The following is a 20,680-nucleotide window of genomic DNA, read 5'->3' as shown; positions in this document are numbered from 1 at the left end:
GTGCATGCCCGGGGGCGGCCGTCGTCGGCGGGAAGGTGCGATCGGCGGCCCTGGGCCGGGGCAGGTCAGGCGCCGGTGAACACGTCGGCGGCGACGACCGCGCTGGTGCCGCCGGGAGTGATGACCTGGAGGTCGTAGGTCGTGCCCACGGCGAGACCGGCCGGGACGACGACGATCAGCTGGGTCTCGGAGGCGGAGGTGAAGCTGGTCGCCGAGATCGAGGCGCCTCCGGCGGTCGGTGTGAAGGTCGCGTCGATGACGGTGTCGAAGCAGGTGCCCGTGACCGTGACGCTCGTCCCGGCCGGCCCGGTGTCCGGGCTGAGGCCGGTCACGGCGGGAGCGTTGTAGTAGACGAACTGGTCGGCGACGCTCGTGGTGCTGGTTCCGCCCGGTCCTGTGACGGTGATGTCGACGGTGTCCTGGCAGCCGGTGAAGGCCCCGTGCGCGGGCGCGGTGACGGTGAGCTGGCTGTCGTTGACGACGGTCACCGCGGTGCCCGCGCCGATGGCGCCGAAGGTCACCGCCGAGGCGTTGAGGAAGCCGCTGCCGCTGAGGGCGAGGGTGCCGGGGCTGGCCGTGCCCGTGCCGGGTGTCACGGCCGCGACGGCCGGAGTGGCGGCGTAGAAGAACGGCAGGGAGTTGGTGGTCGACGTTCCGGCGGTCACATTGATGTTGTACTGCCCGGCGCACAGCGACGGGATGGTGCAGGTGATCTGCGTGCTGGTGACGACGGTGGCGGTGGCCGACTTGTTCCCGAAGTTCACCCTGGTGGCGGTCGACAGGCTGGTGCCGTTGATCGTCAGGGTCTGTCCGGCGGAACCGGGGCTGCCCGTGCTGATCGATGTGATGGTTGCCATGATGATTCCTTTCGCGGGTGGCCGCGTGATCGGCGGTGGTTGCGGTGGCCGAACGGCCGTGTGGCCGTGGGTGATCAGGAAGACATGGCGCGGTGGCCGCCCGCCCGGTGGCCGGTTGAACGGTGCGGTGTCCGGCGTCGGCGCATGTTCGTGCGTGCGCAGCGGGGACGGGAGGAATCCCAGCGAGGGGCCTGACGGATCCAGCAGCCCGTGACACACAGGACCGGGGCGATGTCCTGGGCCTGCCCGGTACGGTGACCCGATGCTTGGCTTCCACAGCCTCAGCGGAAGTGCGGCTCGCCCCAAGCCGGTTCAACGGTGAGGATGTGACAGGGGGACAATCCCTCGTCCCGGGGCGGATGACTCAGCCAACCTGACAACAGCCAGTAATCCATCCGAGTGACCCGCGCCGCAAGAGAGCGGCAATCGATTCGCTCATTCGGAGGAGCGCGTGGCCGCCTGCCCCTCGCAGGACGTACCACCTGCGTGAACGACCCAATAAAACAGCGCCCGGCGCGATTTGGTCTGAAAATATTACTGAGTCGACCACAGCAAAAAACGGTCCGTGCCGCCCGCGGGAACGGCGGGGCGGCACGGACCGCTCTTCGCTGGTGACCAGGTCCCTGGTCGGTGCTCTGTCCTCGGGATCAGACCGGCTGGCAGAGCGACACGACGTTGACCGTCGCGGCGTCGGCGCCGGGGTTGTGGACGGTGATGGTCCAGGCGGTGCCCGGAGTGCTCGTCAGCGTCTGCACCTCACCGGACCCCGACACCTGGCTCTCCCCGCCGCTGACAGCGATGAAGGATCCGAGGGTGCTGCAGTCCCCTCCCTGGAGCGTCATCGTGCCGCCGGCGGGAATCGTCTGGGGGTTCAACGGCGAGTTCAGTGCCTGGGTCTGTGTGGTGCCGCTGGGGCCCGTGGGACCCGTCGGACCGGTCGGACCGTCAACACCGTCCGGACCCGTGGGACCGGTGGGCCCGGTCACGCCGTCGGTACCCGCCGGGCCGGTGGGTCCCGTCACACCGTCGACACCGGCCGCACCCGTCGGACCGGTAGCACCGTCAAGGCCGGCCGCACCCGTCGGACCCGTGGGACCAGTGGCCCCGTCGGTCCCGTTGACACCGTTCGCGCCGGTCGCACCGGTCGCACCGGTCGGCCCCGTCACACCGTCGACACCCGCAGGACCCGTCGGACCCGTCACACCGTCAAGACCCGCCGGACCCGTCGGACCGGTGACACCGTCAACACCGGAAGGACCCGTAGGACCTGTCGCCCCGTCAGTCCCGTTGACACCGTTCGCGCCGGTCGCGCCGGTCGGACCGATGGGACCGGTCGCACCCGTGGCACCGTCCAGACCGTCCGCACCAGTCGGACCGGTCGGACCCGTGGCACCATTCAGACCGTTCGCGCCGGTCGCACCCGTCGGACCCGTCCCACCGGTCGCGCCCGTAGCGCCATTCAAACCGTTCGCACCAGTCGGGCCGGTCGCTCCGGTCACGCCGTTCGCACCCGTCGGGCCCGTCCCACCGGTCGCGCCCGTAGCACCGTTCAAACCGTTCGCGCCAGTCGGACCGGTCGCGCCAGTCACGCCGTTCGCGCCAGTCGGACCGGTCGCTCCGGTCACGCCGGTCACGCCGTTCGCACCGGTCGGCCCCGTCGCACCAGTCGCGCCGTTGATACCGTTCGCACCGGTCGGGCCCGTCGGACCAGTCGGGCCGGCGATCGAGCCGCAGTACGGCACGCCGGTCGCGGCGACCCAGCGTGCGGTCACCCAGCCGGGGCGGTCCGCCAGCTGGTACCAGACCGTGTTCCCGTCCACCGGGGTGCCCGTGTCCCAGCACCGGATGCTGACGCTCGCCCCGGACGGGAACGAGCCCAGGACCGCCGAGTCGGTCGTGGGTTGCTGACGGATGTTCACGCCGGTGTTCGCGGTCACCGTCCCCGTGACCGCGGCCCGAGCGAGCCGCATCGGCGAAGCGCCGGCCTGAGCATGCGCCCGGCCCTCGGCTGACTGTGCCTGTGCGGCGACAGGGCCGCACAGGCCCCAGGTAAGGCCGAGGCTCACGGCCCCGAGTGCCAGCGACGAGACGCCTCTGGCCTTGACAGCCCCATGCACAAAAAACACCGTGCCTTTCCTGACTGACTGAGAGGGATGAGGTGGGGCCAGCAAACTGCACATACCGTCAGGAACATAAGACAAACGGCCATAATGACTCAAACGGGCACATATATCGCTCGGGAAGCCGGAAGAAAAACCGCTGGCAGGCACTTACCAATCCGCCCCGCGGAAGTGGACGGCCATCGCCTGCTGCGCGCCCGCGACGTCCCGGGCGCGCAGCGCGGTGACGATGTCGCGGTGCAGGCGGACGGTGACCTCGGGCGCGGGGTCGTCAGGCCGGCCACGGACACCGGCGACCCGGTGGAACACTGTCCAGAACGCACCGAGGAGCTGCGGCACGAGCGCGTTGCCGAGCGGGACGTAGAGCAACTCGTGGAACTGGCGGTCCAGTTCAGCGAAGGGACGGCCGGCCCGGCCCGCCGCCGCCATCCGGGTCAGCACCGGCTCAAGCCGGTCCAGCTCCGGCTCGGTCACCGTCGCCACCACCCGGCGGATCAGCCCCTCCTCCAGTACCGCACGGACCTGGAGGAGCTCGGCCAGGGCGCCGGGGTCGCCGTCGTGCCGGGTCAGCGCGCGGAAGGTGAGGCCGTCGGCCAGCGGGGCGAGGGAGGCCCGGCCGACGTAGGTGCCGTAGCCGTGCCGGATCTCCACGATGTCCAGGGCCTGGAGCGCCTTGAGGGCCTCGCGGACGGAGTTGCGGCTGACGCCGAGGCCGGCCATCAGCTCCGTCTCGGTGGGCAGGGGCGCACCGGGCCGGAGCCTGCGGTCGAGGATCAGCTGTACGACCGCGCGCTGCATCCGGCTGTTCCTGGACTCCCCGGCGGGCATGCGCCGCATCGTAAGCGCAGTGGACGTCCCACGTCCCATCTCCCGGCTCCACCAGCGCCAACTCCCGCCATTTCACTGTGTCATTGGTGCGACCTCTGGCGGCTACGCCATTCGTGTGCGACCCCTTGACCGGTCCCACGGGCGCTCCTATCGTCACGCTGATCGGCCGGACGTAGGACGTCGTATCTCCTCAGTCATATCCCTCCACACCGCTTTGCGAACCCCGTTCCGGACCCCTGGAGGAACCGTGCGCGACGACATGACCCACGACGTGCCGGCACCGCACCGCCGGTCGTTCCTGAAGTACGGCGGCGCGCTGGGGGCGGCCGCCGCGCTCTCCCCGTGGCTGACGGCCTGTTCGGCCGGGCCCGAGTCGACGAACGACACCGGCGGGGGCGGCGGCGACCGCACCCTGACCGCGGTGATCGGCTACGGCAACGACGGCAGCTGGGACCCGACGCAGACGGCGTCCGCGTTCTGCATGGCCGCCAACCACCACATCTACGAAGGGCTGCTGGACACCGACCCGATCTCCCGGGACCCGTACCCGGCGCTGGCCACCCGGGTGCCGGCCGATCCGAACGCCACCACATGGCGGTTCACGCTGCGGCCTGGCGCCCGGTTCCACGACGGGAAGCCGGTGACGGCCGACGACGTGGTCTTCGTCTACGACCGGATCCTGGACCCGGGCACGCGGACCCTCGCCCAGGGGTTCTTCGCGAGCTGGCTCCAGGAGGTCCGCAAGGTCGATACGCAGAACGTCGAGCTGGTCCTCAAGTTCCCCTTCCCGGACGGGCTCTCCCGGCTCACGCTCGCCAAGATCATGCCGAAGCACGTCTTCTCGCGGCCCGGGGCGTGGGACGACGCGATCAGGGGGAAGGCGGTCGGCTCGGGGCCGTACCGGCAGACCGCGCACCACCCGAAGTCGAACACCACCTTCGAGGCGTTCGCCGGCTACAACGGCCTGCGCAGGCCCGCGTTCAGGAAGATGAACTGGCTGACCATCGTCGACGCCGCCCCGCGCGTGGCGAAGATCTCCGGAGCCGACGCGGGGGCGCAGATCGCCGACAACATCCCGTACGCCACCGTCTCCCGGCTGACGCAGGGCGGGCTGAGCGTCGCGGGCGGGGCCGGGATGAACAACCTGTTCCTGATGTTCAACACCGCGCGCAAGCCGTTCGACGACGTACGGGTGCGGCAGGCGCTGCACTACGCCATCGACACCGGGAAGATGGTCGAGGTCGCGCTGAAGGGGCACGGGAGGCCGTCGTCGTCCTTCCTGAACGAGGGCAATCCCTCCTACCGGCGGGCGACGACGGTGTACGACTACGACCCGGCCAGGGCCAAGGCGCTGCTGAAGGCGGCCGGGGTGGCGAACCTGAGGATCGACATCCTCGCGGTGAACGTCAGCTGGATCGTCGACTGCCTGCCGACCGTCAAGGCGTCCTGGGACGCGATCGGTGTGCGGACGACGCTGTCCCCGCAGGAGACGACGGCCGTGTTCACCAAGATGGACCAGAAGCAGGACTACCAGGTCGTCGCCGCCGCCTCGAACCCGAACCAGTTCGGCCTCGACGCCGACCTGATCATGCATTACAACTACGGGCCGGCCAACCTGTGGATGCAGTACACCCGGTGGGCCGACGACCCGGTGGCCAGGCAGCTCTTCAAGGACATGGACCGGGCGACCCGGGAGCCGGACCCGGACCGGAAGAAGGCGATGGTCCAGGACTACATCGACGTCGTCGCCGAGCAGGCAGTGCTCTATCCGGTCGTGCACAACGAGCTGATGACCGCCTGGGACCCGAAGGAGCTCACCGGTATAAGGGCCCAGCCGTATCCCGGCATCAACCTCCTCCGGGCCAAGTGGGTCTGACGGCATGACAGCCGTCGTCCGGATCCTGCTGCGCCGGATCGCGCTGCTGGTGCCGCTGCTGCTCGGCATCGTGCTCTTCGTCTTCCTGGTGATGCGGTTCTCCGACGTCGACCCGGCGTCCGCGTTCTTCCAGGGAGCCAACCCGACGCCCGAGCAGCTGCACGACTTCCGGGAGCGCAACGGGCTGCTGGACCCGCTCCCGGTCCGCTACGTCCACTTCGTCGGCGACCTGCTCCACGGCGACCTGGGCACCAGCGCGCTGACCCGGGCGCCGGTCGTCGACCAGGTCGCCACCGCGCTGCCGCTCACCCTCCAGCTGACCTTCCTGGGCCTCGGCATCGCGGTGGTGCTGGCGCTGCTCGGCGGGGTCACGGCGGCGATCCACCGGGACCGGCTGCCCGACCAGCTCATCCGGGTCGTCTCGCTGACCGGGGTCGCGGCGCCCGCGTTCTGGCTCGCGCTGCTGCTGATCCAGTACCTGGCGGTGGACCGGGGCTGGTTCCCGACCGGCGGCTATGTCAACCCGGCGGACTCCCTCACCGGCTGGCTGCGCACGATGACGCTGCCCGCGGTCGCGCTGTCGCTGCCGGTGGCCGCGCAGCTCACCCGGATCGTGCGGACGGCCGTCGTGGAGGAACTGGACAAGGACTACGTGCGGACGGCGATCGGCAGCGGGCTGCCGCCACGGGTGGTGGTCGGCCGGAACGTGCTGCGCAACGCGCTGGTCAACCCGCTGACCGTCCTCGGGCTGCGGGTCGGCTATCTGCTGGGCGGGGCGGTGGTCATCGAGACGATCTTCGCGCTGCCCGGCATGGGCAAGCTGATGATCGACGCGGTGCAGAACGGCGACCCGGCGGTGGTCCAGGGCGTCGTACTGACGACGGCCGCCGGGTTCGTCGTGGTCAACCTGGTCATCGACGTCCTCTATCTGCTCGTCAACCCACGACTGAGGGATGCGGCCTGATGTTCACGCGCAGGAGCCGCACCGAGCGGCTCGCCCGGCCCGGCGTCCGGCTGCGCGGCCGGCGCCGGCTCCCGCCGCTGTCGAAGGCGGCCGTCTGCTTCCTCGCCGTCGTGGTCCTCGCGGCCCTGCTGGCACCGCTCCTCGCCCCGGACGACCCGCTGGACCAGCAGGACCCGGCCGGCGGCACCGGGCAGCCCTCCGCCGGGCACTGGATGGGCCAGGACAGCCTCGGCCGGGACATCCTCAGCCGGCTGATGTACGGCGCGCGCTGGTCCCTCGCCATCGGTCTGGGCGCCACCGCGCTCGCCCTCGTCGTGGGCGCGCTGCTCGGGGCGGTCGCGGCCACCTCCCGCAAGGCCGTGGACGAGACGCTGATGCGCTGCCTCGACGTGGTGATGGCCTTTCCCGGCATCGCGCTCGCCGCGGTGCTCGTCGCCGTGTTCGGCGGCGGCATCACCGTGCTGATCTGCGCGATCGCGTTCCTGTTCACCCCGCCGGTGGCCAGGGTCGTACGGGCGAACGTGCTCGACCAGTACGGCGAGGACTATGTGACCGCGGAACGGGTCATCGGTGCCCGCACGCCGCACATCGTGCTGCGGCACGTCGCCGTCAACTGCGCCGCCCCCGTGCTGGTGTTCTGCACCGTCCAGGTCGCCGAGGCCATCGTCTTCGAGGCGTCGCTGTCGTTCATCGGCGCGGGCGTGCGCCCGCCGGACCCGTCGTGGGGCAGCGTCATCGCTGACGGCAAGAACATGGTGCTGACCGGCGGCTGGTGGGCGACCGTCTTCCCCGGGCTGCTGATGCTGGTCACCGTGCTGTCCCTGAACGTCCTCGCCGAGGGCGTCTCGGACGCCTGGGCGGCTCCGGCGGCCCGGGAGGTGGACGTACGGGAGCAGGACGACCGGCAGGCAGCGCCTGAGCCCGGCGGCGGCGCGGTGCTGCCGCTGCCCGGGCTGGCCGATGCCGCCCGGCGGTTGCGGGCCAGGGCCCGTCCGCTGCCCGACCCCGGCGGGCAGCCGGTGCTCGCGGTGGAGAACCTCGCCATCGGGTTCGCGGACCGGCACGGGGGTGTCGACGTGGTCGACGGGATCAGCTTCGAGGTGCGGCCCGGCGAGGTGCTGGGCCTGGTCGGCGAGTCGGGCTGCGGGAAGTCGCTGACCGCGCTCGCGGTGCTGGGGCTGCTGCCGCGGGGCGCCCGGGTCGCCGGCCAGATCCGTTTCGCACAGCGGGACCTGCTCGCCGAGCCGCCGCGGGTCCGGCGCAGGCTGCTCGGCCACGAGATGGCGATGGTCCACCAGGACGCGCTGTCCGCGCTGAACCCGGCGATGACCGTCCGCGCCCAGCTGAAGCAGCTGGTGCGGCGCGGTGGCCGGCGCGGCGCCGCCGAGCTGCTGACCCTGGTCGGCCTCGACCCGGAGCGCACCCTGCGCAGCTATCCGCACGAGCTCTCCGGCGGCCAGCGTCAGCGCGTCCTGATCGCCATGGCGCTCTCCCGCGAACCGAGGCTGATCGTCGCCGACGAGCCGACGACCGCCCTGGACGTGACCGTACAGGCGCAGATCATGGAGCTGCTGCTGCGGCTGCGGGCGGAGCTGGGCTTCGCGCTGATCCTGGTCTCGCACGACCTGGCGCTGGTCGCGGACGTCACCGACCGGGTGGTCGTGATGTACGGCGGGCAGCTCGTGGAGACCGGCGTGACCGCGGACCTGGTGGCGGCGCCGGCCCACCACTACACACGCGGGCTGCTGGGCAGCGTGCTGTCGCTGGAGTCGGCGGCCGAGCGGATGACCCAGATCAGCGGGGTCGTCCCGGCGCCGGCCGACTTCCCGGCGGGCTGCCGGTTCGCGGACCGCTGCCCCCTGTCGAGCGAGGTGTGCCGGACGACCGCACCGGACCTGGTGGGCACACCCGCACACACGGCGGCCTGCCACCACCCGGCAATCGACCTGGCGACGACGGAGAGCGAGGCGGTCACGTGAACACGCTGATGGAGCTGAGCGACGCCCACGTGGTGCAGGTCGGCGAGCCGGGCGCGGCAAGTCGACGCCACCGACCACACCGGACCTCGCAAGCACACGCGCGCACACGGCGGGCGATCGACCCGGTGACAACGGAGAGCGAGGCCGTCACATGAACGCGCTGGTGGAGCTGAGCGACGCCCACGTGGTGTACCGGGCCCGCGGCGGCGGGGTGTTCACCCGGGACCGGGTGTACGCGCTGACCGGGGCCGATCTCGCGGTCGCGCCCGGCGAGACGGTCGGGGTGGTCGGCGAGTCCGGGTGCGGCAAGTCGACGCTGGCGAAGGTGCTGGTGGGGGTGGTGCGGCCGACATCGGGCACGGTGTACTTCAAGGGCCGCGACCTGTGGTCCCTGCCGGCCGCCGAGCGCCGGGCCACGGTGGGCGCGAGCACCGGGATGGTGTTCCAGGACCCGTCGACCGCCCTGAACCGGCGGCTGCCGGTCCGGCAGATCCTGCGGGATCCGCTCGATGTGCACGACCGGGGGTCCAGGGCCGGCCGGGCGGAGCGGGTGCGCGAGCTGATGGCCCTGGTGGGTCTCCCCCGGGCCCTCGGCGACGCCCTGCCCGGCCAGCTCTCCGGCGGCCAGCGGCAGCGGGTCGCCATCGCCCGCGCGCTGGCCCTCGACCCGGATCTGGTGATCGCCGACGAGCCGACGAGCGCGCTGGACGTGTCCGTGCGGGCGCAGATCCTCAATCTGCTGCTGGACCTGCGGGAGCGGCTGGGTCTTGCGCTGGTCTTCGTCTCGCACGACATCCAGACGGTGCGGCGGATGAGCGACCGGGTGATCACCATGTACCTCGGCCGGATCGTCGAGGAGACCCCGGCGGACCGGGTCACCGACCGGGCCCGGCACCCGTACACGCGGGCCCTGTTCTCCGCGACGCCCGGTCTGCTCGACCCGATCGACCCGATTCCGCTGGCCGGCCCGGTGCCGTCGGCGACCCGGCCGCCGAGCGGCTGCCCGTTCCGCACCCGCTGCTGGAAGGCGGACGACCGCTGCGCCTCGGTCATGCCGGACTTTTCGGCCGCGTCGCACCCGGGACATCGCTACCGTTGTCATCATCCTGTGGAGGAGGAGCAGTCGACCCGCGACCTCGTGCGCCAGAGTCTTCCCAGGGAGCCGCCATGACCTTCCCCGCCGCGAACGACCCGTCCGGGGTGTCCGGTGTCGTACCGCCCGTGTGCACGCCCCTGACACCGGAGGGCGAGGTGGACGTGGCCTCGCTCCTCCGGCTCGTCGACCATCTGGTGGAGGGCGGGGTGCACGGCCTGTTCGTGCTCGGCTCGACCTCGGAGGCCGCCTATCTCACCGACCGGCAGCGGCGGCAGGTGGTGGAGGCGGTCACGGGGCACGTGGCGGGCCGGCTGCCGGTGCTGGCCGGGGCGATCGACATGACGACGCCCCGGGTGCTCGACCATGTCGCGGCGGTGACGGCGGCGGGCGCCGACGCGGTCGTCGTCACCGCGCCGTTCTACACCCGCACCCACCCGGCGGAGATCGCCCGCCACTTCCGGCTGGTCGCGCGGCACAGCACGGTTCCGGTCATCGCCTACGACATCCCGGCCGCCGTGCACACCAAGCTGCCGGCCGCTCTGGTGCTGGAGCTGGCCCGGGACGGGGTGCTGGCCGGGCTGAAGGACTCCAGCGGCGATCTGGACGGCTTCCGCGAGGTCGTGATGGGCGCCCGGAGCATGCCCGGCCGTGCGGGCTTCGCCGTGCTCACCGGTTCCGAGGTGGTCACGGACGCGGCGCTCGCGCTGGGTGCCGACGGGGCGGTGCCGGGCCTGGCCAACGTCGACCCGCACGGCTACGTCCGGCTGTACCGCCTGTGCCGTGCGGGCGACTGGGCCGGCGCCCGGGCCGAACAGGAGCGGCTGTGCACCCTGTTCGGCATGGTGGGCGTCGGTGATCCGGCCCGGATGGGCGGCAGTTCGTCGGCGATCGGCGCGTTCAAGGCGGCGCTGCACCTACGCGGAATCATCACCTGCCCGGCAACCGCGACCCCCCAGATCCCCCTGTCCCCAGAAGAAACCCAAAAGGTAGAAAAACACCTGGCAACAGCGGGCCTACTTTAAAAAAGCCCCTATAGGGGGCGCGGGGAACTGCGCGATCAACCACAACCCAGCCGCAGACGAACAAACACCCCACGCCCAGGCCGACCCCTAGGTCACCCGCAACCGACGGAACGAAATCGTGTCGTACGCCCCCTTCGTACCCGTCTCGTAAAAAACACCAACCGTACCGAAGTCAAGCTGAACAAGATCGGAATACCCGGCCTTGTCCCGCGACAACGTCCACACCTTGGTGAAGGTCACCCCACGATCCACACTGCGCCACACCGCCAACGCCGCGCGAGCGCCAGGTACGGACGGCGCCGAGAACAGCAACGGAGCATGCCGGCCCCGCACTTGCAGGACGGATCCCTCGACGACGGGGACGTCGTTCAGGGTGGGCTGGACGGCGTAGGGCCGGTCGAGGCTCTGCCCACCGTCGCTTGAGTAGCTGTCGACGCGGTTGCCGGGGCTGCTGCCGTTCTGGTCCCGGGAGTTGAAGTAGAGGCGCCCGTCGGGGAGTTGCGCGGCCGTCGACTCGTTGGCGTTGACTCGGCCGTCGTAGGAGTCGTCGACGAAGCCGAGCCGCCAGGTGCGTCCGCCGTCGTCGCTGTAGAACGCGTGGCCGCCGTAGTACTTGGCCTCCTGGCCGGTGTCGGGGGAACCGGCCGGCGGGGCCGCGGAGTGGTTGGCGGGGACGACCAGCCGGCCGGTGTGCGGACCGCGCGTCAGGGCCACCGCGTGGCCGGGTCCGGTGGCGTACCAGCGCCAGCCGGCCGGCTTCACCTGGGCCGTGATCTCCTGGGGCGGCGTGAAGTGCCGGCCGTCGTCCTGGCTGCGCTGCACGAACACCCGGCGGCCCTGCTCCGGGGTCACCTCGCCACGTATGATCTCCGCCTCGGTGGCGGCCCCGCTGTTGTACGAGGTGACCAGCACGATCGCGCCGGTGCGCGGGTCGACCACCGGGGCCGGGTTGCCCCGGGTGTCGCCGCGCCCCGCGGCGACCACCGCGAGCGGTCCCCAGGTGCAGCCGCCGTCGGTGGAGCGGCGCAGCACGACGTCTATGGCGCCGCTGTCGCCCGCGCCGTCGTGCCTGCCCTCGGCGAACGCGAGCACGGTGCCCGCGCGCGTCCTCACGACGGCCGGTATGCGGTAGGTGTCGTAGCCGGCCCGGCCCGACACATAGGGCACGGAGGAGGCGCAGCCGGACGGCCCGGCGAAGGCGGGTGGGACGGCCGCGGCGGCGAGCACCGCGGCGGCCAGCAGGGTGCGGCTCAGGAGAGTCATCGCTCTCATTATGGGATGACGTGACGGGATGCCGTGGGTCTGCACGGTGGGGCCCGGCCCGAGCACCTCGCCGATCTCCGTGTCGCCGGGTCAGGAGGGCGTGCGGGCCGCCGCCAGCAGACGGGTCACGTCGTCGGAGCAGATGGTCAGGGCGGCGCCGACGGTGGCGAGGACGTCGCGTTCGGCCGGGGTGTAGAGGCCGTCAGCGAGGGCGATCCGGGCCGCCTGGAGCAGGATGGACTCCCGGCCGCTGGGGGCGAGGTGCGGGGCGAGCGGGTCCAGGGCCTCGTGCAGCTCTATCGCCAGGCCCGCGCCGGCCGGCTGCTCGAAGACCCGGCCGGTGTCCGCGGCCAGCGCCTCGACCAGCGCGCCGAGCTGGTCCTCGGTACAGTCGGCGAACCCGGCGGCACGGACCGTGCTGGCGGCGGCGGCCAGGGACGTACGGGTGCAGGTGCCGCCCGCGGCCAGCACCGCGAGGGCCACGGTGTGCACGGCGTCGCGCAGCATCGCGGAGAACCGCGAGCTGGTCGGGTGGTCGAGCACCTCGGTGCCGTAGTGGCGGCGGCAGGCCGCGCACTCGACGACCGGTCCCGTGCTGCCGCGGGGCAGGACGGGCACGCCGAGGACGGTGAAGCGGCGGCGGCCGGTGAGCCGCTGGTAGTTGCGGTCGCCCCCGCAGCCGGGGCAGAAGAACTCGCCGTCCCCGACGGGTGTCCATGCGGTGCGGGTGCCCATGATGCGGGCAAGCCTGGTGGCACGGCCGTCTCGTCCCCGTACTGGCAGCACGTCGCACCTCCGTAACTCCGCGGCAACATCGCCACGCATGCGTGATGTTAGCCACATCGGCGATGTGGAGTCAGTACCCCGTGCGAGACCTTTCCGTTACCTGCCCGTCAAAATGGCCGGTTAACGACGTGGGCCCGGCCGTTGTATACAACGGCCGGGCCCGGGAAATCGCCGGTCAGAGGAGGTCAGCGGGCCGCCCGGTTCACGGCGGAGACGACGGCCTTCAGCGACGCACGCGTCGTGTTCGCGTCGATTCCGATACCCCAGAGGATCTTGTCGTCGATCGCGCACTCGATGTACGAGGCGGCCTGCGCGGAGGCGCCCTCGCTCATCGTGTGCTCCTGGTAGTCGAGCAGGCGTACGTCGACGCCCAGGGAGTGCAGGGCGTCGAAGAAGGCCGAGATCGGACCGTTGCCGGAGCCGGTCAGCACCGTGTCCTCGCCGTCCACCGTGGCCTCGACGGTGAGCGTGTCCACGCCGTCCGTGTCGGTGGTCGACTGGCCGGTCCTGACCTGGATACGGCCCCAGGCGTTGTCCGGGTTCGGCAGGTACTCGTCGCGGAAGGTGGCCCAGATGTCGCCCGGGGTGACCTCGCCGCCCTCGGCGTCCGTCTTCGCCTGGATGATCTTCGAGAACTCGATCTGCATCCGGCGCGGCAGGTCCAGCTTGTGGTCGTTCTTCAGGACGTAGGCGATGCCGCCCTTGCCGGACTGCGAGTTGACCCGGATGACCGCCTCGTAGGAACGGCCGACGTCCTTCGGGTCGATCGGCAGGTACGGCACGGCCCACTCGATGTCGTCGACGGTGACGCCCTTGGCCTTCGCGTCGGCCTCCATGGCGTCGAAGCCCTTCTTGATGGCGTCCTGGTGGGAGCCGGAGAAGGACGTGTAGACCAGGTCGCCCACGTACGGGTGGCGCGGGTGGACCTCCATCTGGTTGCAGTACTCCCACGTGCGACGGATCTCGTCGATGTCGGAGAAGTCGATCTGCGGGTCGACGCCCTGCGAGAACAGGTTCATGCCCAGGGTGACCAGGTCGACGTTGCCGGTGCGCTCGCCCTGTCCGAACAGGCAGCCCTCGATGCGGTCGGCGCCGGCCATCAGCGCCAGCTCGGCGGCGGCGACGGCCGTACCGCGGTCGTTGTGCGGGTGCACGGACAGGCAGACGTGCTCGCGGCGGGAGAGGTTGCGGTGCATCCACTCGAAGCGGTCCGCGTGCGTCGAGGGGGTCGAACGCTCCACCGTGGCGGGCAGATTGAGGATGATCTCGCGGCCCGGGCCGGGCTGCCAGACGTCCATGACCGCCTCGCAGACCTCCAGCGCGAAGTCCAGCTCGGTGTCGGTGAAGATCTCCGGGCTGTACTGGTAGCCGAACTCCGTCTCGGGGCCCAGCAGCTTCTCGGCGTACTCCACCACCAGGCGGGTGCCGTCGACGGCGATCTGCTTGATGTCGTCCTTGGAGCCGCGGAAGACGACCCGGCGGAAGACCGGCGCGGTGGCGTTGTAGAGGTGGACGGTGGCGCGCTTGGCGCCCTTCAGGGACTCCACGGTCCGTTCGATCAGGTCCTCACGGGCCTGGGTCAGCACGGAGATCGTGACGTCGTCCGGGATCGCGCCCTCTTCCTCGATGATCGAGCGCACGAACTCGAAGTCGGTCTGGCCGGAGGCCGGGAAGCCGACCTCGATCTCCTTGTAGCCCATCGCGACCAGCTGGTCGAACATCCGGCGCTTGCGCTCGGGCGACATGGGGTCGATCAGGGCCTGGTTGCCGTCCCGCAGGTCGGTGGAGAGCCAGCGCGGGGCGACGGTGATGCGCTGATCCGGCCAGGTCCGGTCGGGGATGTCGACCTGCTCGTACCGGCCGTACTTGTGGATCGGCATGGAACTGGGCTGCTGGCGGTTGGCCATGGTGGCGTGGGCTCCTCGAAGATGTCCGGTTGTGTCCGGTGTCCGGAAGGACGGCCGACAACGCAACGCCAAGCTCCGCGGGGAGGGAGTCGGCCTCGACTACAGACCCTCGCCGCGGCAGCTAAGAAGAAGCAGCCCGAAACGCATGATGCTCCGCAGCCTAGCCGAGCCGCGCCGGATGCGCGGGCCCGTATCAGTATGCGGGACCCGAGGGGCGAACGGGACAAAGGGTGCGCCATACCACTCCGCGTGAGCGGCCAGGCCCTCTTGCCCCGTTATTTCACCAATCATGGTCGCCGATAGTGACAGTTTGATAACTCAGTGCGATGGTTGTGGGTATGACGACGACCGGGGGCTACGAGCCCGTCTTCTGCACCATCGTCCCGCCGCACGTCCTCGACCGGCTGGCCCAGCACGCGGACTCCGCGCTGTCCGGCCCGGCCCGCCGGACCCTGGAGCGCGATGCCTACGAGCGCACCCACCGCCGGCTGACCACGGTCATCGGGGCGCCGGCCGTCGCCCTGCCCGCGGACGCCGCCGCCGACCGGGCGCGGCGCACCGTCTACGACGCGGAGCACCGGCAGGACCTGCCCGGCACGAAGGTCCGCGAGGAGGGCTCCGAACCGGGTGCGGACGCCACCGTCAACCGCGCATACGCGGGTCTGGGCGCCACCTTCGAGCTGTATCTGAAGGCGTACGGCCGTAACTCGATCGACGGTTCCGGGCTGCCCCTGGACGCCACCGTGCACTTCGGCGAGGGCTACGACAACGCCTTCTGGAACGGCGAGCAGATGGTGTTCGGCGACGGGGACGGCGAGGTCTTCCTCGACTTCACCATCCCGGTGGATGTCATCGGCCACGAGTTGACCCACGGCGTCACCCAGCACACCGCGAACCTCACCTACTTCGGCCAGCCCGGCGCCCTCAACGAGTCGCTGTCCGATGTGTTCGGCTCGCTGATCAAGCAGTACACGCTGGGCCAGACCGCCACCGAGGCCGACTGGCTGATCGGCGCCGGGCTGCTCGCGCCGCGCGTCACGGGCACGGCGCTGCGCTCGATGAAGGCCCCGGGCACGGCGTACGACGACGACGTCCTCGGCAAGGACCCGCAGCCCGCGACCATGGCCGGCTATGTGCGGACCGGCCGCGACAACGGCGGCGTGCACATCAACTCCGGGATCCCCAACCACGCGTTCTACCTGCTCGCCACCGCGCTCGGCGGGCACGCCTGGGAACGGGCCGGGCAGATCTGGTACGACGTGCTGACCGGCGGCGAGCTGCCGTCCCAGGCGAGCTTCGAGGACTTCGCGAAGCTGACGGTCGCGGCGGCCCGGATCCGCTACCGCGAGGGCGCGGAGCAGCAGGCCGTGCAGAAGGCGTGGCAGCAGGTCGGGGTGCGGACGGCGTAGGTCCGTACTAGACAGGAGCCATGCGGATTCAGGTGAGGCGCGCGGGCGGGTTCGCGGGCATCGAGCGGCATGCCGAGGTGAACACCTCGGGGCGGTCCGACGCGACCGAGTGGCAGTCCCTGGCCGAGCGGGCGCTCGCGGGCGGCCGGGACGCTCCGCCTGCCGGCGTGCCGGACGGTTTCAACTACGTGATCACGGTGGACGGGAGGACGGTCTATGCGGCGGATCCTCATCTGACGGAGGCACAGCGGGTGTTGATCTCGCGGGTGCTCAAGGAGGGGGCGTAGGCGCTCCGCTGGGTGGGGCGGGGCTGGGTTGTCGGTTGTTTGGGGGTGCTTGGTGGCGGCGCGCGCTGTTCTTCGCGCCCCTGCGGGGCGCTCCGCTGGGGGCGGGGCTGGGGTGTGGGTTGAGTGCGGGTGCGTTGTGGTTGATCGCGCAGTTCCCCGCGCCCCTATCGGGCGCGGCCGTGCAGGGTCGTTAGTTGTCTGCGGGTGCGTTGACTTCTTTTGGTGGGGGTGCGGATCATCGCGGGCATGGTTACTGATGCGGGTGATCCGATTCCTCGGTTTCCGGATGGGTTTCTGTGGGGGGTGTCCACCTCGGCGCACCAGATCGAGGGGGCGGCCGACGTGCGCGAGCCCTCCGTGTGGGACGCGTTCACGGCTGAGCCGGGGCGGGTGAAGGACGGCTCCACGGCGGCGGTGGCCTGCGACCACTACCACCGCTACCGCGAGGACGTGGCGCTGCTGTCCGGCCTGGGCGTGGACGCGTACCGCTTCTCGGTCTCCTGGCCGCGGGTCGACTCCCCCGGCGGGCTCGACTTCTACGACCGGCTGGTGGACGAGCTGTGCGCGGCCGGCGTGCGCCCCGTGCCGACCCTCTTCCACTGGGACCTGCCCGCCCGGCTGGACTGGCTGGATCGGGACACCGCACAGCGCTTCGCCGCGTATGTGTCGACGGTCGCCGCCCGGCTCGGCGACCGCGTCACCAAGTGGATCACTCTCAACGAGCCCGCCGAACACACCCTGCTGGGCCACGCGTTGGGCGCCCACGCCCCCGGCAGACGGCTGCTGTTCGACGCACTTCCGGTCGCCCACCACCAACTCCTCGCCCACGGCCTCGCGGTACGGGCCCTGCGCGCGGCCGGCGCCACCGACATCGGTATCGCCAACTCCCACGGCCCGACCTGGCCGGCCTCCGCCGCACCCGAGGACACGGCGGCGGCCGAGTTCTACGACGTCCTGCTGAATCGCCTGTTCGCCGACCCGCTGCTCCTCGGCCGGTACCCGGACGGCATCGGCGAGTTGATGCCGGGCGACGTCGACGCCGACCTCGCGGTGATCGCCGAACCGGTCGACTGGTACGGCGTCAACTACTACGCCCCGACCCGGGTGGGCGCCCCGCAGGAGACGGAGACCGAGTTCGGCGGGATGCCGATCCCGGCCGAACTCCCCTTCTCGCTCAAGGAGATCGAGGGCCGCCCGGTGACGGACTTCGGCTGGCCGGTCGTCCCGGAGGGCCTCACGGAGCTGCTGACCGCCTTCCGGGACCGGTACGGCGACCGGCTCCCGCCGGTGGTGATCACCGAGAACGGCTGCTCGTACGAGGGCCTCGACGACCAGGACCGGATCGCCTACCTCGACGGCCACATCAGGGCGTTGCACAGGGCGATCGAGGCGGGCGTGGACGTACGCGGCTACTTCGTCTGGTCGCTGCTGGACAACTTCGAGTGGGCCGAGGGCTACGCCCGCCGCTTCGGCCTGGTCCACGTCGACCACGCCACACAACGCCGCACCCCGAAGGCGTCGTACAACTGGTTCCGAAACGCACTACGGTCCCAGAGCTGACCCCGGACCGTCAGCACCGCCGGGCACAGCGGCCAGCCCAGGCCCAGGGCGCCGGCGCGGCTCTGGTCCCGCACGCGGACCCGGACGCCTTCATGGGGCCGGGCCTGCGCGAGCAACCGGGGCACGAGGCCGCGTATCAGGTCGGGTCGGGTGGCGTTGCCGCCGCCAGGGAACGCCGGTATCGCGCGAGCTTGTCTCGGATCACCGTCGTCCACGGGTGCTCCGGACCGAGTACCCGCTCGCGCCATTCCCTGACGACCTCCGCCTGTTCGACTGCTTCCCGGTACTCGCCCACCGCGTGCAGGACGCTGCTGAGCAGGCTTCGGGCCGCCAGCGTGATGGGGTAGTCCGTTCCGAAGCGGTGTTCGTGCGCCGCCAGCGCACGGCGGGCCGACGGCAGTGCTTCGGAGTGCTGTCCGGTGTTGAACAGCGCTCCCGCGCAGTTGAGTTCGGCCGACAGGGTGATCGGGTGGTCTGCGCCGAGCTCACGGCGGCAGTCGACGACCAGGTCCGGTCCTGCCGGTGCCTCGCGGTCCAGATCCGGTCCGGGAGGCAGTTCGAGCAGGCACGCCCTCGCCTCCAGCGTCAGCGGGTGCCACGGGCCCAGCAGCGCGGCTCGCCCGGCCGCGGCCCGGTGCATCAACTGCACCGCTTCCGCCGGCCGGTCGAGCCAGGTCAGCGGGCGGGACAGGTGGAGGCAGGTGGTCAGGGTGTCCGGCGCCTCGGGACCGCAGACCCGTTCGAGGTCGTCGAGCAGCCCGCGGTGGAGATTCGCCGCCTCCTGGAGGCGTCCCAGACGATCGGTCGCTTTCCCGATCCGCTGCCGCAGGCGCAGCACCAGGACGTGATCGTTGCCCAGCCGCCGTCGCACGAGGTCCGTCGCTTGTTCGGCCGCGGCCAGCGCAGAGGCGTAGTCGCCGGAACGATGCTGGGCCGTCACCAGACGCAGGGCGCAGGTGGCCGCAGCCTCGGCGGTGCCGACCGCGGTCTCGGGCCAGGTGATCACGCGGCGAAGCAGCGCCAGGACATGTGGGGCGAGGAGGGTGAGTCGGCTGTCACGCAAGCCGCGTTCCGGTGACGCGGGCAGGGAGCGCAGCAGAAGTCCGGCCGCCGCGGTAGCGAGCCCGTCGCGTTCACCGGCCGGGGTGACGCGTGCGACGCTGTCGAGCAGCACCCCGTGCGTGCGCAGGCAGCGGATGCCGCCGGGAACGAGTTCGGTGAGCGAGTGGTCGAGCAGTCCCCGCAGCGCCAGTTCCACCCGGTCGGCGGGCAGGGGCAAGTCGAGCCGGGCGTCGGCCGGCAGCGACAGGGGCAGCGGATCGTTCGACCAGCAGGCCAGCAGGCGGAGCAGGGTGACGGCCTCGGACAGGTTCTGCGCGACCAGGGAGTTCAGCGAGAGCTGCCACGTTCCGCTCACCAGGTGGCGCGAGTCGTTGCCCGCGTCCGTGGCGCCCTGGTCGATGAGTTCGATGGGATCCGGACGCTCCTGCAGACGACGCCCGTATTCCTCCATGGTCCAGGGGGCGATCACCTGGTGGGCCAGGAACCCGCCGGCCAGGGTCAGGGCGAGCGGCAGGCGGCCGAGGCGGTCGGCAATGGCGGCCGCTTCCTCGACGGAACCCGTTCCGGGGGCCAGATCGCACAGGACCTGGGCCGCCTCCTCACGCGGCAGGACACCTACGTGCAGCAGCTCGGCGGCGGGCCACCAGTGGCCGGCGGCCTGCCGTGTGGTCACGAGGACGGTTCCGCGCGGGCTGGTGCGCAGCCACCCGCCGTCCCGCAGCACTGCCGGGTCGTCGGCGTTGTCCAGCACCAGCAGCCATGGCAGGTCGGAGCGGTCGAGGTGGTCCCAGACCAAGTCTGCGGCCGCGCGCAGGCCGTTGCGCGCAGCCATCAGCTCGCCGTCCCTGGCGCCGCGGTCGGCGGCCACCGCGAGCATCCCGGCCCGCAGGGATGCCTGATCGGAGGCGTTGACCCACAGGCCAAGGCGTCCGCGTTCCCCGGTGGCGTGGTCGAAGAGTGCGCACGCCACGGCCGTCTTGCCGCATCCGCCCAGGCCGTGCAGGACGAATACGGTGTTTCCGGCGCCCTCGGTCACCGCCTCCTTCAGGCGTCCGACGAGTTCGCTGCGATCCCGGAGGATCGCCGGTGCCCGGCCGATGGGTGGACGCCGAACCGAGTCCGGGCCGGTCCAGGCGGCGCCGTGATGGTGGTGCTCGACGATGTGCTGGTCGCCGGAAGCCTGGTAGACGCGCCCTTGATCAGTGGCCCGGCCGTCGTTGCGTCCGGTCACCGCTGGTCGACGTTCAGGTCGCGGCCGGCCTGGTAGACGCGTGAGCTGCCGGAGGCGGTCGCGCGTTGGGTGACGGTTACGGTGGCGGGTGTGCCGGGGGCGAGTTCGGTCAGCAGGGAACGTAGTTCCGCCGCCAGCTCGGGGTGGGTGACGAGGAGACGGCGGATGCGGCCGCGCCACTCCGCCGCGATCTCCCGCTCGGTCTCCTCGTCACCGTCGGCCTGCGCGTCCAAGAGGTCCCGGCGCGACGCGTCGAGCTGGGCGGCGACGTGCTCCTCATGGTCCGGCCGGACACGTCTCCACAGCGCGAGCACTCCGTTCCGCACGCCGTTCCACGCGTCGGACGCCAGCAGCGTCGCGATCGTCGTCCCGGCGGTGCCCGCTAAAAGAGTGATCTCCGCGTCCATCGTCCGCCCTCCCTCGGTCCGGCCCC

General features: G+C 71.3%; 16 protein-coding genes and 1 pseudogene. 8 read left to right on the top strand and 9 right to left on the bottom strand.

The annotated features are described in order from the left end of the window. Nucleotides 1-65: 65 nt before the first annotated feature. The 4 genes and pseudogenes from CTZ28_RS09525 to CTZ28_RS09515 all read right to left on the bottom strand — a co-directional run bounded on the left by CTZ28_RS09525 (nucleotide 66) and on the right by CTZ28_RS09515 (nucleotide 3,814). On the bottom strand, nucleotides 66-857 hold the full coding sequence (locus CTZ28_RS09525) for an IPT/TIG domain-containing protein (RefSeq protein WP_121888819.1): 792 nt from the start codon (nucleotides 855-857) through the stop codon (nucleotides 66-68). Between the two features lie 647 nt (nucleotides 858-1,504). After that, nucleotides 1,505-1,732 carry a hypothetical protein gene (locus CTZ28_RS48115; RefSeq protein WP_259471527.1) on the bottom strand — a complete coding sequence of 76 codons (228 nt, stop codon included), beginning with the start codon at nucleotides 1,730-1,732 and terminating at the stop codon, nucleotides 1,505-1,507. 939 nt (nucleotides 1,733-2,671) lie between these two features. Then, nucleotides 2,672-2,827 (bottom strand): annotated as a pseudogene (locus CTZ28_RS49490) (SH3 domain-containing protein); the annotation flags it as partial. A gap of 300 nt (nucleotides 2,828-3,127) precedes the next feature. Then, nucleotides 3,128-3,814 (bottom strand): FadR/GntR family transcriptional regulator, encoded by a 687-nt coding sequence (locus CTZ28_RS09515; protein ID WP_121888817.1) that lies wholly within the window; start codon nucleotides 3,812-3,814, stop codon nucleotides 3,128-3,130. Between the two features lie 250 nt (nucleotides 3,815-4,064). On the opposite strand from CTZ28_RS09515, the gene CTZ28_RS09510 reads away from it, so the two are divergent. The 5 genes from CTZ28_RS09510 to CTZ28_RS09490 all read left to right on the top strand — a co-directional run bounded on the left by CTZ28_RS09510 (nucleotide 4,065) and on the right by CTZ28_RS09490 (nucleotide 10,742). Next, nucleotides 4,065-5,681, top strand: coding sequence for an ABC transporter substrate-binding protein (locus tag CTZ28_RS09510; protein ID WP_121888890.1), 1,617 nt, complete (start codon nucleotides 4,065-4,067; stop codon nucleotides 5,679-5,681). A gap of 4 nt (nucleotides 5,682-5,685) precedes the next feature. Further along, nucleotides 5,686-6,645, top strand: coding sequence for an ABC transporter permease (locus CTZ28_RS09505; protein ID WP_121888816.1), 960 nt, complete (start codon nucleotides 5,686-5,688; stop codon nucleotides 6,643-6,645). After that, nucleotides 6,645-8,624, top strand: a complete 1,980-nt coding sequence (locus CTZ28_RS09500) for a dipeptide/oligopeptide/nickel ABC transporter permease/ATP-binding protein (protein WP_121888815.1) — start codon at nucleotides 6,645-6,647, stop codon at nucleotides 8,622-8,624. Before CTZ28_RS09505 ends, CTZ28_RS09500 begins: the two co-directional genes overlap by 1 nt. A gap of 151 nt (nucleotides 8,625-8,775) precedes the next feature. Further along, nucleotides 8,776-9,795 (top strand): oligopeptide/dipeptide ABC transporter ATP-binding protein, encoded by a 1,020-nt coding sequence (locus tag CTZ28_RS09495; RefSeq protein ID WP_121888814.1) that lies wholly within the window; start codon nucleotides 8,776-8,778, stop codon nucleotides 9,793-9,795. Next, nucleotides 9,792-10,742 (top strand): dihydrodipicolinate synthase family protein, encoded by a 951-nt coding sequence (locus CTZ28_RS09490; protein ID WP_121888813.1) that lies wholly within the window; start codon nucleotides 9,792-9,794, stop codon nucleotides 10,740-10,742. Before CTZ28_RS09495 ends, CTZ28_RS09490 begins: the two co-directional genes overlap by 4 nt. A gap of 87 nt (nucleotides 10,743-10,829) precedes the next feature. Here CTZ28_RS09490 and CTZ28_RS09485 read toward each other — a convergent pair whose 3' ends face one another. From CTZ28_RS09485 to leuA, 3 genes are all read right to left on the bottom strand, one after another. Then, nucleotides 10,830-12,005 (bottom strand): sialidase family protein, encoded by a 1,176-nt coding sequence (locus CTZ28_RS09485; RefSeq protein WP_121888812.1) that lies wholly within the window; start codon nucleotides 12,003-12,005, stop codon nucleotides 10,830-10,832. Between the two features lie 90 nt (nucleotides 12,006-12,095). Further along, on the bottom strand, nucleotides 12,096-12,791 hold the full coding sequence (locus CTZ28_RS09480; RefSeq protein ID WP_121888811.1) for a tellurite resistance TerB family protein: 696 nt from the start codon (nucleotides 12,789-12,791) through the stop codon (nucleotides 12,096-12,098). A 185-nt stretch (nucleotides 12,792-12,976) separates the two neighbouring features. Beyond that, nucleotides 12,977-14,698 carry a 2-isopropylmalate synthase gene (leuA, locus tag CTZ28_RS09475; protein ID WP_121888810.1) on the bottom strand — a complete coding sequence of 574 codons (1,722 nt, stop codon included), beginning with the start codon at nucleotides 14,696-14,698 and terminating at the stop codon, nucleotides 12,977-12,979. A 338-nt stretch (nucleotides 14,699-15,036) separates the two neighbouring features. On the opposite strand from leuA, the gene CTZ28_RS09465 reads away from it, so the two are divergent. The 3 genes from CTZ28_RS09465 to CTZ28_RS09455 all read left to right on the top strand — a co-directional run bounded on the left by CTZ28_RS09465 (nucleotide 15,037) and on the right by CTZ28_RS09455 (nucleotide 17,954). Next, nucleotides 15,037-16,107, top strand: coding sequence for a M4 family metallopeptidase (locus tag CTZ28_RS09465; protein WP_121888809.1), 1,071 nt, complete (start codon nucleotides 15,037-15,039; stop codon nucleotides 16,105-16,107). A 20-nt stretch (nucleotides 16,108-16,127) separates the two neighbouring features. Continuing rightward, the gene (locus tag CTZ28_RS09460; protein ID WP_121888808.1) at nucleotides 16,128-16,394 is read left to right on the top strand and encodes a protealysin inhibitor emfourin; all 267 of its coding nucleotides are present in this window, start codon (nucleotides 16,128-16,130) and stop codon (nucleotides 16,392-16,394) included. 246 nt (nucleotides 16,395-16,640) lie between these two features. Further along, a complete protein-coding gene (locus CTZ28_RS09455) occupies nucleotides 16,641-17,954 on the top strand; it encodes a GH1 family beta-glucosidase (RefSeq protein ID WP_121888889.1) in 1,314 nt (437 codons plus the stop codon). 136 nt (nucleotides 17,955-18,090) lie between these two features. On the opposite strand, the gene CTZ28_RS09445 is transcribed toward CTZ28_RS09455, so the two are convergent. Both CTZ28_RS09445 and CTZ28_RS09440 read right to left on the bottom strand, forming a co-directional pair. Further along, entirely contained in the window at nucleotides 18,091-20,247 is a 2,157-nt protein-coding gene (locus tag CTZ28_RS09445) for a tetratricopeptide repeat protein (RefSeq protein ID WP_121888807.1), read from the bottom strand. Then, nucleotides 20,244-20,654 (bottom strand): hypothetical protein, encoded by a 411-nt coding sequence (locus CTZ28_RS09440; RefSeq protein ID WP_121888806.1) that lies wholly within the window; start codon nucleotides 20,652-20,654, stop codon nucleotides 20,244-20,246. The genes CTZ28_RS09445 and CTZ28_RS09440 overlap by 4 nt, the downstream gene beginning before the upstream one ends. Nucleotides 20,655-20,680: the final 26 nt, after the last annotated feature.

The sequence above is a fragment of the Streptomyces shenzhenensis genome, assembly GCF_003688995.1.
Classification (GTDB): domain Bacteria; phylum Actinomycetota; class Actinomycetes; order Streptomycetales; family Streptomycetaceae; genus Streptomyces; species Streptomyces shenzhenensis_A.
This window is presented reverse-complemented; position numbering and strand designations above follow the sequence as displayed.

Coding starts and splice junctions, on each gene's coding strand:
- CTZ28_RS09505 (WP_121888816.1), top strand. CDS start 5,686: ATGACAGCCGTCGTCCGGATCCTGCTGCGCCGGATCGCGCTGCTGGTG.
- CTZ28_RS09440 (WP_121888806.1), bottom strand. CDS start 20,654: ATGGACGCGGAGATCACTCTTTTAGCGGGCACCGCCGGGACGACGATC.
- CTZ28_RS09500 (WP_121888815.1), top strand. CDS start 6,645: ATGTTCACGCGCAGGAGCCGCACCGAGCGGCTCGCCCGGCCCGGCGTC.
- CTZ28_RS09490 (WP_121888813.1), top strand. CDS start 9,792: ATGACCTTCCCCGCCGCGAACGACCCGTCCGGGGTGTCCGGTGTCGTA.
- CTZ28_RS09495 (WP_121888814.1), top strand. CDS start 8,776: ATGAACGCGCTGGTGGAGCTGAGCGACGCCCACGTGGTGTACCGGGCC.
- leuA (WP_121888810.1), bottom strand. CDS start 14,698: ATGGCCAACCGCCAGCAGCCCAGTTCCATGCCGATCCACAAGTACGGC.
- CTZ28_RS09455 (WP_121888889.1), top strand. CDS start 16,641: ATGGTTACTGATGCGGGTGATCCGATTCCTCGGTTTCCGGATGGGTTT.
- CTZ28_RS09510 (WP_121888890.1), top strand. CDS start 4,065: ATGACCCACGACGTGCCGGCACCGCACCGCCGGTCGTTCCTGAAGTAC.
- CTZ28_RS09460 (WP_121888808.1), top strand. CDS start 16,128: ATGCGGATTCAGGTGAGGCGCGCGGGCGGGTTCGCGGGCATCGAGCGG.
- CTZ28_RS09515 (WP_121888817.1), bottom strand. CDS start 3,814: ATGCGGCGCATGCCCGCCGGGGAGTCCAGGAACAGCCGGATGCAGCGC.
- CTZ28_RS09465 (WP_121888809.1), top strand. CDS start 15,037: ATGACGACGACCGGGGGCTACGAGCCCGTCTTCTGCACCATCGTCCCG.
- CTZ28_RS09485 (WP_121888812.1), bottom strand. CDS start 12,005: ATGACTCTCCTGAGCCGCACCCTGCTGGCCGCCGCGGTGCTCGCCGCC.
- CTZ28_RS09525 (WP_121888819.1), bottom strand. CDS start 857: ATGGCAACCATCACATCGATCAGCACGGGCAGCCCCGGTTCCGCCGGA.